The sequence below is a fragment of the Corynebacterium sp. ES2730-CONJ genome (genome assembly GCF_024834055.1).
Lineage (GTDB): Bacteria > Actinomycetota > Actinomycetes > Mycobacteriales > Mycobacteriaceae > Corynebacterium.
This window is the reverse complement of record NZ_JANUXZ010000007.1, coordinates 36,101-49,093: the sequence shown is the minus strand read 5'-3', so window position 1 is coordinate 49,093 and position 12,993 is coordinate 36,101. Positions and strand designations below refer to the sequence as shown.

The window sequence follows — 12,993 nt, the reverse complement described above, 5'->3', positions numbered from 1 at the left end:
AATGGGTAGCGGGTTTATTGGAGTCGATATGGTGCACATTCCGGGCTTTTCGGAACAGCTGCACACAGTCGGTTCGCAGTTTTCCCGCAGCTTTTCACCGAGGGAATTACGTATTGCCTCCACCAAACCACTACGAGACGCCCATCTGGCGGGGCGGTATGCGGTGAAAGAAGCTTTTATCAAAGCGTGGTCGCAGTCGAATTATGGGCAACCCCCCACCATCGATTCCCTCGACTTCTCAGATATCGAAGTTGTTGTCGATGTTTGGGGGCGGCCTCGTCTCGAGCTGCAAGGCCGAGTCGCTGAGGTTTTCCCCTCTAGTGATATCCAAATCAGTATCAGCCACGATGGAGATTATGCGACGGCAATATGTCTCATTAACTTGTAGCAACCGCAAAGAGGTAGGCCACCGCCATGCGCTTAATCTCCCCTACAGTGCGATCAAAATCGGCTTCGGACACGTGGGGATCGTGGACCGCATAGTTGAGCAGCGATACCAACATATGCATGAGCAGCGCGGCAATGACGTGGCGTTCCTCAGCGGTGGCTGTGGGAGCCAAGGGCTTTAATACGGTTGCTAAAATATCCAAGATGGGCCGCTCCGTTTCAGCTGCGGTCGCACGCGTGGCTGGTGTGGATTGCACGGCGTGCCAAACGGCACGCCGAGAGGGGTCGGCGCGCCATAAATCTGCGAGGTGACCGATGAGCTCATTGAGGATATCGGGCCACTGCAAAGCGGGAATTTGTTCGGCAAATTTCTTTAATTCCACCACGCTTTTGGCGGTATCTTCTCGATCTAATTCGCAGATGAGGACATATTTGTTGGCAAAGAATTGATAGAGCGTACCAATGGGGACCTCGGCGCGCCGGGCAACTTCGTCAAAGGTAAAGGACTCGAAGCCGTATTCCACCAGAACAGTTCGTGCTACCTCCAAAATTCGAGAATATCGCTCCTTGGAGCGTTGCTGAGCCGGCCTTCGTCTAGGCTGCAGGATAGGGCCAGTGGGTGCGGGGGAGGAATCATTCATTGCGTAATTCCTTGAGTACTCGGGCGGCGTGTCCTTTAGCCCGCACATTGTACATGGCCTTTTCAATACGACGATCAGGCCCGATGATCAGGGTGGACCTGATCACGCCTTCGACGATTTTCCCGTAATTATTTTTCTCCCCATAAGCCCCGTATTGGCGCATCACCGTGGTGCTGGGATCCGAGAGGAGAGGGAAGTTGAGATTGTGGGAGGCTTTGAAAGAGCGCAGCTTATCAATGGAATCGGGAGAGACGCCCACCACAACGACGTCATCGAGATCAGCGACGAGATCGCGAAAATGTGTTGCCTCCACTGTGCATCCTGGAGTATCGGCTTTGGGGTAGAAGTAGAGGACCACCCGTAACCCCACAAAGTCCGACAGGCTGATCGTGACGCCTTCGTCGCTGGGGAGGGAAAAATCAGGAGCGAGGTCGCCTTCATTCAAACGGTTGTGGGTATCCATAGTTTTTAAGTTTACCTACTTCTCTGCAAAGCGAATAAGCTTAAAGCACGATATAGTGAGAATATAGTTATTAAATAGCAATAACCCCGATCAACGAGGAGTTTAGAAAAACCGTGGCTCGAAATATTGATGATATCCAGCGGGAAATCGAGCGTAGCCGGCGCCAGCTTGCCGCTACTCTTGACGAAATCGCCAACCGCACCAAGCCCGCCCACTTGGTCGAAGATGCAAAGCAGTCCCTGAGCGCGCGCCTCAATGATCCGCAAGTACAAAAAGTTCTCGGCGTTGCCGGTGCAGTTGTGTGCGGCATCGTCGTTGTGAGCTTTGTTGCAAAACGCCGGCGGAAAGCAGAAATTCGCGAGCTCAAGGAACTCCTTGCCACCCGCTAAAGATTAAAAACCCTGCCGGAACCGGCAGGGTTTTATTTCTTTGCCAGGGAGCACCCCAGGTGATGGCGATGTGCGGCAATAAAACGATATCCCGCCCCGGCGAAAGGGGTGTGGTCGACCACAGGGGCGAGATGCGGCCACGGGAAAACCATATGGCGCATCAACGCGGCGATAGCGTGGTTTTCTACTAGTTCGGCACCACCAGGCTCGGCTATATAAATGGCGGTCTGGCTGGGATCAGCGTTGAGGGGGTGGGGCCACGTGGTAGCAGGGATGAGAGCCATATCGTTTCTTGCGATGCGCTGGCGGGCGAAGTGAGCGAGCCGAGTGCACAATCTGCAGTCGGGATCATATAAAAAGCTAGCGGTCATTACACTAACTGAGCCCCGCGCGAGAGCATTTCTTTATAGGCGGCTGCCCCAGATTCTTCGCTCACAGGGGCACAGAGATCACTCAGGACGCGCACCTCGAAGTCGTGCGATAGAGCATCTAAGACCGTCGCTTTAACGCAGTAATCGGTGGCAATGCCGCAAATATCGAGGATCTCAATATCACGCTCGCGCAACCACTGCGCTAATGGCTGAGAGGTATCATGAGATTGGCCCTCAAAACCGGAATAAGCAGGCTCATACTGGCCCTTGAGAAAAACCTCATGAAGGTAGATCAGTACCGAATCGAGAGCCGGGTGAAATTCCGCTCCCTCGGTACCAGCCAAGCAGTGCACCGGCCACGTTTGCTCAAAATCGGGCTCGGCGGCGAAGTGTCCCGCGGGTTCAATATGCCAATCTTTGGTGGCAACCACCGCATCGTAAGTGCGGTGGCGCTCAGCGAGATGATCTGCAATGGCTTCTGCTACCAGCTCCCCCCGGGCGGTAGCTAAACTACCACCGGGGCAAAAGTCATTTTGAACGTCAACAATAATGAGGGCTCGTTTCATATCCCCCACTCTAGGTCAAAAGTCCCAGCTGGGGGTAAAAAAACTAAGGAAGTTGGCAGAGAGGGGTAGTATCGGCTCGCCCGTTGATCGTCGGGGTAGTCAGGAATGCACACGACCACCAACCACGCTGCTCAATCAATTGACGAACCTCACGCCACTTCTCATCACTGATATGGGGGGTGCGCGAAAGAACGAAGCCAGAACTACGGTTCGGGCTACCGACAATAGCCATAGAATAATCAGGGGCTAAATAGGTTATCCGGTAATTCCCGGGACGATTGGGCCGCTGGAAGGGGATGCCACGGAAATCCACCCGGAGGGTGGCGTCGCTACGAATTTCGGCAGAGCCATCAACAATCGAGGGCCCGAAAACGGTCGAGCAGCGATTAACCACACTGACGGCATCCTCACGGATACGCTCATATGTGGCCGTGGTATCAGTCAGGCACATGATCGTATACGGCTGTGGAATGGCGGCTAGCTGATACCACGTTCCCTGATAGCGGTCGAGATCTACAGTGCCTCCAAATTCCGGTAGCGGGGGGCCGGGTGCGGGGAAGAGCTGCGCATAGAGATCGGAGGAGCCACCGGCGAAACGGCCCCCATTAAAAATGTCTTGAGCATGAGTTGGTGTGATTAGACCTGCGCTCATCACGAGGGCGGCACAGATACTCAGTAGGCGACGCTTCATAGAAAATCCTTTCGAAGGGAAAAGCTTATAAACCTTAAGCTTACACAAGATATGAGAGAAGACTCGTGCGTTAAACTGGCCACATGACTGTGACAATAGCGAGTGTGAACGTCAACGGAATCCGTGCAGCGAGTAAAAAACGCAATGAGTCCAATCACGGCATCAACCCATGGTTGAATGACACTGAGGCCGATATCGTCCTCATCCAAGAAGTACGCGCAACCGAGGCTCAAACCCGTGCGGCTCTCGCCCCAGCCCTCGAATCGGGATGGAATCTAGTTATGGCGGAATCCCTCCTACCCGGCACCAAGGGGCGCGCTGGGGTGGGTATACTCTCCCGCGGCGAGCTTACTAATACCTCGATCGGATTCGGAAACTTTAGTGAGGCGGGTCGCTGGATCGAGGCCGATACTCTGGGCATTCATATTGCTTCGCTCTATCTCCCATCCGGCGAAACCAACTCCCCGAAATTAGATGAGAAATACACTTTCCTTGATGAGTTTGCCGATATTCTCAGCGAGCGGGCCAAGAGCCACCCAAATATGGTGATCGGTGGGGACTGGAATATCTGCCACCGTTCAGAAGATCTCAAAAATAATAAGCCCAATGAGAAAGTATCCGGCCACCTCCCCGAGGAGCGCGCTTTTCTTGATCATGTATTTGGTTCCTTCCCCGATGCCACCCCTCAAAATAAAGAGCGACTATGGCAATGGCAAGGAACTGTGAATTACAGCGCAAAAACTATGTGGCAACCAGCACAGGATCCGCAATGGTTTGATATCAGTCGCCGCCTGGCTCCTGAGGTGCCAGGCCCATATACCTGGTGGACATACCGCGGCCAAGCGTTTAATAACGACGCCGGGTGGCGCATCGACTACCAAGCAGCAACGAAGGCAATGCTCGACCGAGCAGAAAAATGTTGGGTAGAGAAGGCCCCCAGCGTCGAGCAACGTTGGTCCGATCACGCACCCTTGCTGGTGCGATACGCATAAGGGCGACATAAAGAAGTCCGCTCGGGCTCCAACCCAGCGGACTGTTTCTTTGGTGCGCCATCAGGGACTTGAACCCCGAACCCACTGATTAAGAGTCAGTTGCTCTGCCAATTGAGCTAATGGCGCAAGAGTGCGTAATTAAACACGCAACGAAGAAAGACGCTACACCACATATTTTTAATTAGGCAAATCCTCAAGATCGTCTCGGGCTGAATATAATGAAGACCTCGTTGGATTCATATCCAACGAGGTCTTGACGTATCTGGTGCGCCATCAGGGACTTGAACCCCGAACCCACTGATTAAGAGTCAGTTGCTCTGCCAATTGAGCTAATGGCGCAAGGTTGCGCTAAGCAACGAAGAAAAATATAACAGTTTCTTCCATTCCGCGCAAAAGTGCTCGTCAGAGGCGGTATTAGAGATAAGAGCGATAGCGGCTGGAAATGGGCCAGGGACTTAGAAGCTGCTATCGCCTCAACCTCGGTGTGCTTGTCCATCTTCACACCAGAGTAGTGGATAATAATAAAGTGCAGTTCATTGTTTAGGATGTTTAGGATGGATATCTAAATCAATAATCCACCTATAAACGCACTCTATTCGTCCAGTAAGTCCCACGTCGTCGAAGGAATCCCGCATTTTTATGGCTTTTACGCGCGCATTTTCCACCCTCTTATTAGCAGGATTGGTGATGGTTCAGATCACTGCGTGCACCATTGATCAAAAGACCGATGGTGCAGCCCAGTCCGTCGCGCCCACCACGTCTGTCGTTGTCGCCCAAGCGCCCCAAGCGAGCGTTAAGGACGGAGCGAGTAAGGTCCCGCCCAATAAGCCCGTGTTAGTGAAATCACTCGGTGACGGACTCTCGTCGGTAACTATGACCAATGAAGAGGGGTATCAGGTCAAAGGCGAGATGGATGCAGATATGATGGGGTGGACCACAGCCGAAGATCTCGGATTCAACCGCGAATATACACTGGTTGCTACTGATAAAAATGGAGAAAAAACAACAGCTGCTTTCTCCACCATCAAACCCAACTCCCTGGTGAACACCTCTCTGGCCCCGCTCGACGGCGCCGAGGTGGGCGTGGGGCAAACAATCGCCGTCATTTTTGATTCCTACGTGGAAAACCGCAAGGCTGTGCAGGACGCTATTCGTATTACGACCGAGCCAAAGGTTGACGGGGCATTTTATTGGATCTCTAATCAACAAGTGCGCTGGCGACCCGAAACATTCTGGGAACCAGGAACCAAAGTGTCGGTGGATGCGAATCTCTACGGTATTGAGCTTGCCGATGGTGTCTATGCCAATAATGGCAATAAGGCTGACTTCACCATTGGTTCCCGAGTCGAAGCCATTGTCGATGATTCAACGAAGGCGATGACCATTTTCAAGGACGGTGAGGCTGTAAAGACGATGCCCGTCTCCTTGGGCTCCGATAAATGGCCGACCCCCAATGGCATCTATATCATCGGAGATCAGTATGAATCCTTGTTAATGGATTCATCAACGTTCGGATTATCAGTCGCAGACGGGGGATACCGCACCCCGGTATCCTATGCCACCCAAATGTCCTATTCGGGTATCTTCGTCCACGCCGCCCCCTGGTCACTTGGGGCTCAGGGAAATTCCAATGTTTCTCACGGCTGCGTGAATGTCAGTACCGAGAACGCTGCGTGGTTCCAGAACTTTGTTAAGCGTGGCGATATAGTCACGGTGAAAAATACCAAAGGCGGTATCCTCTCCGTCTACGACGGTCTGGGTGATTGGAATATCGAGTGGGAGCAGTGGAAGGCTGGCAACGCCTCCATCTCCTAGTACAAAACTCCCCCTTTAGAGATGAGGGGGAGTACAAAAGTGGCCCCCGTGCATATACGGAGGCCACTTCTATCTATTGGGGGTGGCTGACGGGGCTCGAACCCGCGACACCCAGGATCACAACCTGGTGCTCTACCAGCTGAACTACAGCCACCACGCTACCGTTTAAAGCAGCGAGGACTATATTAACCCGAGCCTTCTATTTTTCCAAAAATGACTGGTAGCGTGCGGTGGCAGCCTCCTGTGCGGCTGAGATATCCGGTGACGATAGATCGGTGCTCATCAAGCTGCGGCGGTAGTAATCTAGTTCTCGAATAGACTCCACGATATCGGCCAACGCGCGGTGCGCGAGCCCCTTTTTCGGCTGATGAAAATATACCGGCGGGGCCCAGCGACGGGAGAGCTCTTTGAGAGTTGAGACATCAATCATCCGGTAGTGCAGAGCTTTATCTAAGCGCGGCATATAGGCGCGAATAAAACTGCGATCGGTGGCAATCGAGTTTCCCGCAAGAGGTGCTGGGTGCTCTGGATCGCAGTGCTGAGCAATAAGGTCGAGGATGGCCTCCTCAGCTTCGGCCATCGTCACAGGGGAGTCCATGATGTCCTGAAGCAGCCCCGACTCGGTATGCATAGTGCGTACAAAATCATCCATATGCGCCAGTTGAGCGGAATCGGCGTGAACAACGATATCGACGCCGTCGCCGATGATATTGAGCTCGGCATCGGTGATGATCGCTCCAACTTCAACGATAGTGTGAAGGTTAGGGTCGAGCCCGGTCATCTCCAGATCGATCCACACCAAGCGGTTATTTTTCGCAGCTATTTCACTCATACTTTTCTACCTTAGTAACTTTGCCAGACAACAATGACATAGACAGCCGTTTCTTCGGCAACGAAGCAGGTAGGCTTAGGCAATGAGATTCCCATTGGCAAGAACCAAAAACCAAGAATCTAGAACCAAGAGCCAAGAACTCTGACACGTAGCGACACGTAGCTACGCGTAGTGACAAATAGCCGAGACACCATATCAAGACCTCAAGGAGAATATAATGAGCTTACCTGCACCCACCTTAGAATCTCGGGCGCTCATCACCGGCGCAAGCCAAGGGATTGGGCGTCAGATGGCCAAAGATCTGGCCGCGCGGGGCTATAATCTCATCTTGGTTGCCCGGCGCTCAGATGTTCTGGAAGAACTAGCGGAATCTTTGCGTAAACAACACGCGATTACTGCAGAGGTCTATCCCTGCGATCTCTCCGATACCGCCCAGCGCGCCCAGATGATCGAAGACGTATTCACCCAGCCTATATCTATCGTGATTAACTCTGCTGGCATCGCCAGTTTTGGCCCTTTTATCTACCAGGATTGGGAATACGAGACTGCGCAATTTGAGCTCAACGCCCGAGCAGTATTCGAGATCACTAAGGCCGCCGTAGACAATATGCTCAAGCGCGGATCCGGAGCTATCTGCAATGTAGGCTCCGCGGCCGGCAATATCGCCATTCCCAATAATGCCACCTACGTATTCACTAAAGCGGGTGTGAATGCATTCACCGAGGCTCTTCACTATGAGCTTAAACCTCTTGGCATAAGCTGCACACTTCTTGCCCCTGGGCCGGTGCGGGAGGCCACTATTGATCCTAGTGAGCAGTCGATTGTGGACAAGGTCGTCCCCGATTTTCTGTGGACCACCTATGAATCGTGTTCGGAGGAGACCTTGGAGGCAATGGCGAACAATAAGCGTCGCGTTGTCCCGGGACCGCTATCTAAGGCTATGAATACGCTGTCTCAGATTATCCCGGGGGCAGTTCTTAGCCCCGTAATGGGATGGTTCTATTCCAAGATGGCTTAGCTTGAGACAAAAAATCCCGTGGGCTGAACCCACGGGATTTTTCTATGGTGCCCCCAGAGGGACTCGAACCCCCGACCAATCGGGTAGAAGCCGACCGCTCTAATCCACTGAGCTATGGAGGCAAACTCTGCTAGCTAGACTAACCCACAACCCGTGCGGAACAAAAACTTCCCAGCCCTAGATACCTAAAGCCACTCATTGAGATTAGGGTGTTAAGCATGCAGGAACAGAAATCGGGGGCACAGGTGCGCCCCATGTGGCCACTGTATGTGTTGTGCTTCTCTGTGGCGGGCCTCATTGGGGCGGTAATCGCTTGGGGGTTTCTTTCGGAATCGCTCGCGGCCCTCGGCATTCCGGATCCAGGCCCCGCCACCACAGCAGGATTTCCTTTCTTAAGGGCAGCGGCATGGTTTCTCGCGGCCCTAAGCTCTGGATCCTTCCTTTTCTCGGCCTTTTTACTCAGTCCCAGAAAGCACGATCTCTACCAAGCTCCGCTTACTGTAGACGGTGTAATCGCAGCCCGTACCGGCATGGTGGCGGCGTGGTGTTTTAGCGCTGTTGCTTTAGTGATGGTGCCCATGGTGCTCTCCGATATTTCGGGGCAACCCTTTATTGAGGCGCTACGCCCTGCTAACTGGCCAGTGGCAATTTCCCAAGTAGCGGAATCCCAAGCGTGGTTGGGTTCAGCCGTTATTGCAGCGCTGGTGGGGATAGCAGCATTCTTCTCCAAGAATTGGCGCTCTCAACCGCTTTTATGCGCCGGAGCTCTCTTGATTGTCTTGCCACTCGGTTTGGAAGGGCACTCGGCCGCGGGCGGAGATCATGACTACGGTACTAACTCATTGCTGTGGCATTTGCTTTTTATGCAGCTCTGGGTGGGCGGGCTCATGGCACTCATAGCCCACGGCCGCAGACTGGGGCCCCAGATGGTCCAAGTAGTAGGTCGCTATTCCCATATCGCCCTCGTCTCGGTGATCATGTTGGCACTATCAGGCTTTATCAATGCCGCTATCCGGGTACGCCCTGAGCACCTTCTCACCACCGGCTATGGGCGTGTCATAGTAGCTAAGGCGGTATTAATAATCGCCCTCGCACTGTTCGGTTTCTGGCATCGTCAGCGCACCATACCTGCTTTAAGAAGTGGGGATCACACCCCGTTTCTGCGTGTGGCTATCGGTGAGGCAGTAGTCATGGCGGCCACCATCGGGGTGGCAATCTCACTAGGCCGAACGCCACCCCCGCCACCACGTGTTTTCGATCTCAGCCCTATGGCCTTGGAGATGGGCTACGACCTCACCGTCAAACCCACCATCATCTCCATCTGGACGGTCTGGCGTTTCGATATTATGTTCTCCTTCTTCGGCCTGGTGCTCATTGGCCTCTACCTCTGGGGTCTGGTTCGAGCCAAAAAGAAGCAGATTCGATGGTCAAAATTCCGCACCATGTGGTGGATGCTGGGCGCAGGAGCTCTGGTGATCTGCATGAGTTCTGGAATAGGGCTCTATATGCCGGCGCTCTTCTCCATGCATATGGTGACCCATATGTTGTTGTCCATGGTGATTCCTGTATGTCTAGTTCTGGGCGCTCCTTTGCGCCTGTTAATGAGTGTCACCGAGCCAGGGCACGGGGGAGTGCGAGAATGGGTTGAAGCGTTACTGCAATCACGTATTCTCACCGTAATCATGTACCCAGCCGTCAATACCATTCAGTTCACTGGATTCTTCTACGTGCTTTATATCACCCCGTGGTACGACTATGTGGTATCCGAACACGCCGGCCACCTATTGATGAACTGGGTCTTTCTCATCTCTGGCTATATTTTCTACTGGGAGATGATCGGTGAGGATCCCAAGCCGCGTGAAAATTCTGTGCTCTCGCGGCTCTTGTGGCTGGTTTTTGCGATGCCCTTCGATCTCTACTTCGGGGTATACCTCATGCAGCTATCGACCATTCTGGCCGAGGACTTTTATGCATCACTTAATCTTCCTTGGGGCGTGGACTTGATGCACGATCAGAATGTAGGTGGCGGTATCGCGTGGGGTTCCGGTGCCTTCCCGCTCATTATTGTTTTCGGAGCATTGTTTAGACAATGGCTCAAAGAAGACCGCAAGCAGCAGCATATCTACGACGAAAAGGCGGATCAAGATGATGACGCTGATTTAGAGGCCTATAACCAGATGCTGGCGTCGATACGCACGAACGACGGGAAACCCCAAGGCTAGGAAAATCTCAAGCTGGCATATTATCCACAGGATCCAGTCACACCTACTGACTCGCCGCGACGTGGGGATCACAATCAACGACACTGAGGGTATCGAAAACTCTGCTCAATCAGCAGCTCACGCAAGGGATGGCGCTGGGCAGTGTGGAAACGGGCAGGGACGGTGATCCACTATTCGTATCCCATGAAAGGGGATTAGATCCTTATGCTCAGCACAACCACTATCGTTGGAAATCTCACCAGCGATCCCACTGTCTATCATTTCCCGTCCGGCGCAATGCTCACCAAATTCCGCATTGCTTCCTCTCGGTATCGTCGCGACCCACACCACGCCGATACCGGCAACTCCGAGACCGCTAGAGATTCTGCTCAATCCGATCACAGCCGGGTCGAGAATTCTGGGTTTATCAGCTATAACCAGCTCTATATTGATGTAGAGTGCTGGGGGAACTTGGCCCATAACGCTCATCTCGCCCTAGGGGAGGGTGGTAAGGGCACTCAGGTGATTGTACTCGGGGATCTCATCCACAAAGAATGGGAGCGGGAAGGCAAGACCGAATCTCGGATTGTGGTTCGAGCAACGCATATCGGGGTGGATATGCGCAAATATGCCTGTCGCTATCACCGCAGTGAGTTGGATAAAGCCCGGAGAGCCGAAACCGTGAGCATTGAGCCAGAGAGCGAACAGATTGTGCGCGACGTCATTCAGCTCGATGAGGTTAACGCTAAGGAAATCACAACCCCTACGAGTAAAGGGAGAGCTCATACGCCAACCGTTGTGAGTGCCTAGGCATTGCCCATCTATAAGACCGACATGAGGTATCGGTCTTATAGATGATGTGGTGCGCTTTTTTTTGTAGTGATGTACTGTTTTGGGTGATCTGATAGTTATAAAACGATTGACATATAAGGGGCAGATAACGTGGGTGAATTCATCTATACGATGAAGAATGTGCGCAAAGCCATTGGCGATAAAGTCATCTTGGACAATGTGACCATGGCTTTCTACCCAGGCGCAAAGATCGGTGTGGTAGGACCTAATGGTGCCGGTAAATCCTCCATCTTAAAAATCATGGCCGGGCTCGACCAGCCCTCCAATGGTGAGGCATTCCTCGACCCAGGTGCGACCGTTGGTATCCTCCTGCAGGAACCACCCCTGAACGAAGAAAAGACCGTCCGCGAGAATGTGGAAGAGGGTCTGGGCGAGATCTTTGAAAAGAAAAATCGTTTCGAGGCCATCGCCGAAGAAATGGCCACTAATTACACTGATGAGCTCATGGAAGAGATGGGTAAACTCCAGGAAGCTCTCGACGCTGCCGATGCCTGGGAAATCGATTCTAAAATCGAGCAAGCTATGGAAGCTCTGCGCTGTCCTCCCTCTGATGCGCCCGTCACCCACCTCTCCGGTGGTGAAAGGCGCCGTGTTGCTCTAGCCAAGCTGCTCCTCTCTGAGCCAGACCTGCTGCTTCTCGACGAGCCCACTAACCACCTCGACGCTGAATCCGTTCTGTGGCTCGAGCAGCATTTGGCCAAATACCCAGGGGCCGTTTTGGCGGTTACCCACGATCGGTACTTCCTAGATCACGTAGCTGGGTGGATTTGTGAGGTCGACCGCGGCAAGCTCTACCCCTATGAAGGTAACTATTCCACTTACCTCGAGAAGAAAGCTGAGCGCTTAGAAGTTGCTGGTCAAAAGGACCGTAAGCTGCAAAAGCGCCTGAAAGAAGAGCTTGCTTGGGTACGTTCTGGTGCGAAAGCTCGTCAGGCGAAGAATAAAGCGCGTTTGGCTCGCTATGAGGAAATGGCTGCTGAGGCCGAGCAATATAAGAAGCTCGACTTTGAAGAGATTCAGATTCCTACTCCACCCCGCCTGGGTGCCCAGGTGGTGGAGGTCAAGGACCTAGTCAAGGGCTTCGATGGTCGCACCTTGATTAAGGATCTCTCTTTCACGCTTCCGCGCAACGGTATCGTGGGTGTTATCGGCCCCAATGGTGTGGGTAAGACTACTCTCTTTAAAACTATCGTGGGCCTCGAGAGCCCCGATGCTGGTGAAGTAAACGTGGGCTCCACCGTGCAGCTGTCCTATGTGGACCAGGGACGTGAAAATATCGATCCAGAGAAAACCGTATGGGAAGTAGTCTCGGATGGTTTGGACTATATCCACGTAGGCCAGAACGAGATGCCCTCACGAGCCTATCTCTCCGCATTTGGTTTCAAGGGCGCCGACCAGCAAAAACCTTCTAAGGTTCTCTCCGGCGGTGAGCGCAACCGTCTCAATCTAGCGTTGACTCTTAAGCAGGGCGGGAACCTGATTCTGCTCGACGAGCCCACCAACGACCTCGACGTTGAAACCCTGTCCTCTCTGGAAAATGCTCTCCAGCAATTCCCAGGCTGCGCCGTGGTGATTTCGCACGACCGCTGGTTCCTAGATCGCACCTGTACCCATATTCTTGCCTGGGAAGGCAATGTTGCCGAAGGCCAGTGGTTCTGGTTCGAAGGTAACTTCGAAGATTACGAAAAGAATAAGGTGGAACGCCTCGGCCCCGAGGCCGCCCGCCCTTCGCGGGTAACGCACCGCAAGCTTACCCGCTAATGGATAACCGCCGT

Annotated in this window: 14 protein-coding genes and 4 tRNA genes; 8 read left to right on the top strand and 10 right to left on the bottom strand. The window is 53.2% G+C overall.

From position 1 onward, the window contains the following. Position 1: 1 nt before the first annotated feature. Positions 2-388 (top strand): holo-ACP synthase, encoded by a 387-nt coding sequence (locus NXS13_RS08685; protein ID WP_259289635.1) that lies wholly within the window; start codon positions 2-4, stop codon positions 386-388. Here the strand turns inward: NXS13_RS08685 and NXS13_RS08680 are convergent. Continuing rightward, positions 378-1,028, bottom strand: coding sequence for a TetR/AcrR family transcriptional regulator (locus NXS13_RS08680; protein WP_259080182.1), 651 nt, complete (start codon positions 1,026-1,028; stop codon positions 378-380). The two genes, NXS13_RS08685 and NXS13_RS08680, sit on opposite strands and share 11 nt — an antisense overlap. Next, entirely contained in the window at positions 1,021-1,491 is a 471-nt protein-coding gene (gene bcp / locus NXS13_RS08675) for a thioredoxin-dependent thiol peroxidase (protein ID WP_259289634.1), read from the bottom strand. Before bcp ends, NXS13_RS08680 begins: the two co-directional genes overlap by 8 nt. 113 nt (positions 1,492-1,604) lie before the next feature. On the opposite strand from bcp, the gene NXS13_RS08670 reads away from it, so the two are divergent. Continuing rightward, positions 1,605-1,880 (top strand): DUF3618 domain-containing protein, encoded by a 276-nt coding sequence (locus NXS13_RS08670; RefSeq protein ID WP_259080186.1) that lies wholly within the window; start codon positions 1,605-1,607, stop codon positions 1,878-1,880. A gap of 32 nt (positions 1,881-1,912) precedes the next feature. Here NXS13_RS08670 and NXS13_RS08665 read toward each other — a convergent pair whose 3' ends face one another. The 3 genes from NXS13_RS08665 to NXS13_RS08655 are packed head-to-tail and all read right to left on the bottom strand — an operon-like array spanning position 1,913 to position 3,508. After that, positions 1,913-2,251 carry a DUF393 domain-containing protein gene (locus NXS13_RS08665; RefSeq protein WP_259158750.1) on the bottom strand — a complete coding sequence of 113 codons (339 nt, stop codon included), beginning with the start codon at positions 2,249-2,251 and terminating at the stop codon, positions 1,913-1,915. Beyond that, positions 2,251-2,817, bottom strand: coding sequence for a nicotinamidase (locus tag NXS13_RS08660; protein ID WP_259080190.1), 567 nt, complete (start codon positions 2,815-2,817; stop codon positions 2,251-2,253). Before NXS13_RS08660 ends, NXS13_RS08665 begins: the two co-directional genes overlap by 1 nt. A 43-nt stretch (positions 2,818-2,860) precedes the next feature. Further along, positions 2,861-3,508: a lipocalin family protein gene (locus NXS13_RS08655; protein ID WP_259158752.1), complete on the bottom strand. Its 648-nt coding sequence runs from the start codon at positions 3,506-3,508 to the stop codon at positions 2,861-2,863. An 83-nt stretch (positions 3,509-3,591) separates the two neighbouring features. Here NXS13_RS08655 and NXS13_RS08650 point away from each other — a divergent pair, with 83 nt between their 5' ends. Further along, positions 3,592-4,500 (top strand): exodeoxyribonuclease III, encoded by a 909-nt coding sequence (locus NXS13_RS08650; protein ID WP_259080193.1) that lies wholly within the window; start codon positions 3,592-3,594, stop codon positions 4,498-4,500. A 50-nt stretch (positions 4,501-4,550) separates the two neighbouring features. Here the strand turns inward: NXS13_RS08650 and NXS13_RS08645 are convergent. Further along, positions 4,551-4,626: transfer RNA gene (locus NXS13_RS08645), tRNA-Lys, on the bottom strand. Between the two features lie 137 nt (positions 4,627-4,763). Further along, a tRNA-Lys gene (locus tag NXS13_RS08640) sits at positions 4,764-4,839 on the bottom strand. Between the two features lie 300 nt (positions 4,840-5,139). On the opposite strand from NXS13_RS08640, the gene NXS13_RS08635 reads away from it, so the two are divergent. Continuing rightward, on the top strand, positions 5,140-6,315 hold the full coding sequence (locus NXS13_RS08635; RefSeq protein ID WP_259158755.1) for an Ig-like domain-containing protein: 1,176 nt from the start codon (positions 5,140-5,142) through the stop codon (positions 6,313-6,315). Positions 6,316-6,396: 81 nt separating this feature from the next. Here NXS13_RS08635 and NXS13_RS08630 read toward each other — a convergent pair. Both NXS13_RS08630 and orn read right to left on the bottom strand, forming a co-directional pair. After that, a tRNA-His gene (locus NXS13_RS08630) sits at positions 6,397-6,469 on the bottom strand. Positions 6,470-6,514: 45 nt separating this feature from the next. Further along, positions 6,515-7,147: an oligoribonuclease gene (gene orn / locus NXS13_RS08625; RefSeq protein WP_259080198.1), complete on the bottom strand. Its 633-nt coding sequence runs from the start codon at positions 7,145-7,147 to the stop codon at positions 6,515-6,517. Positions 7,148-7,364: 217 nt separating this feature from the next. Here orn and cmrA point away from each other — a divergent pair, with 217 nt between their 5' ends. After that, positions 7,365-8,165 (top strand): mycolate reductase, encoded by an 801-nt coding sequence (gene cmrA / locus NXS13_RS08620; RefSeq protein WP_259080200.1) that lies wholly within the window; start codon positions 7,365-7,367, stop codon positions 8,163-8,165. A 45-nt stretch (positions 8,166-8,210) separates the two neighbouring features. Here cmrA and NXS13_RS08615 read toward each other — a convergent pair. Beyond that, positions 8,211-8,287, bottom strand: a tRNA-Arg gene (locus NXS13_RS08615). Between the two features lie 96 nt (positions 8,288-8,383). Between NXS13_RS08615 and NXS13_RS08610 the strand changes: the two genes are divergently transcribed. The 3 genes from NXS13_RS08610 to ettA all read left to right on the top strand — a co-directional run bounded on the left by NXS13_RS08610 (position 8,384) and on the right by ettA (position 12,979). Next, on the top strand, positions 8,384-10,387 hold the full coding sequence (locus NXS13_RS08610) for a bifunctional copper resistance protein CopD/cytochrome c oxidase assembly protein (RefSeq protein ID WP_259080202.1): 2,004 nt from the start codon (positions 8,384-8,386) through the stop codon (positions 10,385-10,387). Positions 10,388-10,591: 204 nt separating this feature from the next. Continuing rightward, entirely contained in the window at positions 10,592-11,176 is a 585-nt protein-coding gene (locus NXS13_RS08605; RefSeq protein WP_259080203.1) for a single-stranded DNA-binding protein, read from the top strand. Between the two features lie 132 nt (positions 11,177-11,308). Beyond that, positions 11,309-12,979, top strand: coding sequence for an energy-dependent translational throttle protein EttA (gene ettA / locus NXS13_RS08600; protein ID WP_259080204.1), 1,671 nt, complete (start codon positions 11,309-11,311; stop codon positions 12,977-12,979). The last annotated feature ends 14 nt before the right edge of the window (positions 12,980-12,993 follow it).

What these genes read in the sequence shown, in the direction of transcription:
- NXS13_RS08685 (WP_259289635.1), top strand. Translation starts at nt 2, where the DNA reads ATGGGTAGCGGGTTTATTGGAGTCGATATGGTGCACATTCCGGGCTTT.
- NXS13_RS08680 (WP_259080182.1), bottom strand. Translation starts at nt 1,028, where the DNA reads ATGAATGATTCCTCCCCCGCACCCACTGGCCCTATCCTGCAGCCTAGA.
- bcp (WP_259289634.1), bottom strand. Translation starts at nt 1,491, where the DNA reads ATGGATACCCACAACCGTTTGAATGAAGGCGACCTCGCTCCTGATTTT.
- NXS13_RS08665 (WP_259158750.1), bottom strand. Translation starts at nt 2,251, where the DNA reads ATGACCGCTAGCTTTTTATATGATCCCGACTGCAGATTGTGCACTCGG.
- NXS13_RS08660 (WP_259080190.1), bottom strand. Translation starts at nt 2,817, where the DNA reads ATGAAACGAGCCCTCATTATTGTTGACGTTCAAAATGACTTTTGCCCC.
- NXS13_RS08655 (WP_259158752.1), bottom strand. Translation starts at nt 3,508, where the DNA reads ATGAAGCGTCGCCTACTGAGTATCTGTGCCGCCCTCGTGATGAGCGCA.
- NXS13_RS08650 (WP_259080193.1), top strand. Translation starts at nt 3,592, where the DNA reads ATGACTGTGACAATAGCGAGTGTGAACGTCAACGGAATCCGTGCAGCG.
- NXS13_RS08635 (WP_259158755.1), top strand. Translation starts at nt 5,140, where the DNA reads ATGGCTTTTACGCGCGCATTTTCCACCCTCTTATTAGCAGGATTGGTG.
- orn (WP_259080198.1), bottom strand. Translation starts at nt 7,147, where the DNA reads ATGAGTGAAATAGCTGCGAAAAATAACCGCTTGGTGTGGATCGATCTG.
- cmrA (WP_259080200.1), top strand. Translation starts at nt 7,365, where the DNA reads ATGAGCTTACCTGCACCCACCTTAGAATCTCGGGCGCTCATCACCGGC.
- NXS13_RS08610 (WP_259080202.1), top strand. Translation starts at nt 8,384, where the DNA reads ATGCAGGAACAGAAATCGGGGGCACAGGTGCGCCCCATGTGGCCACTG.
- NXS13_RS08605 (WP_259080203.1), top strand. Translation starts at nt 10,592, where the DNA reads ATGCTCAGCACAACCACTATCGTTGGAAATCTCACCAGCGATCCCACT.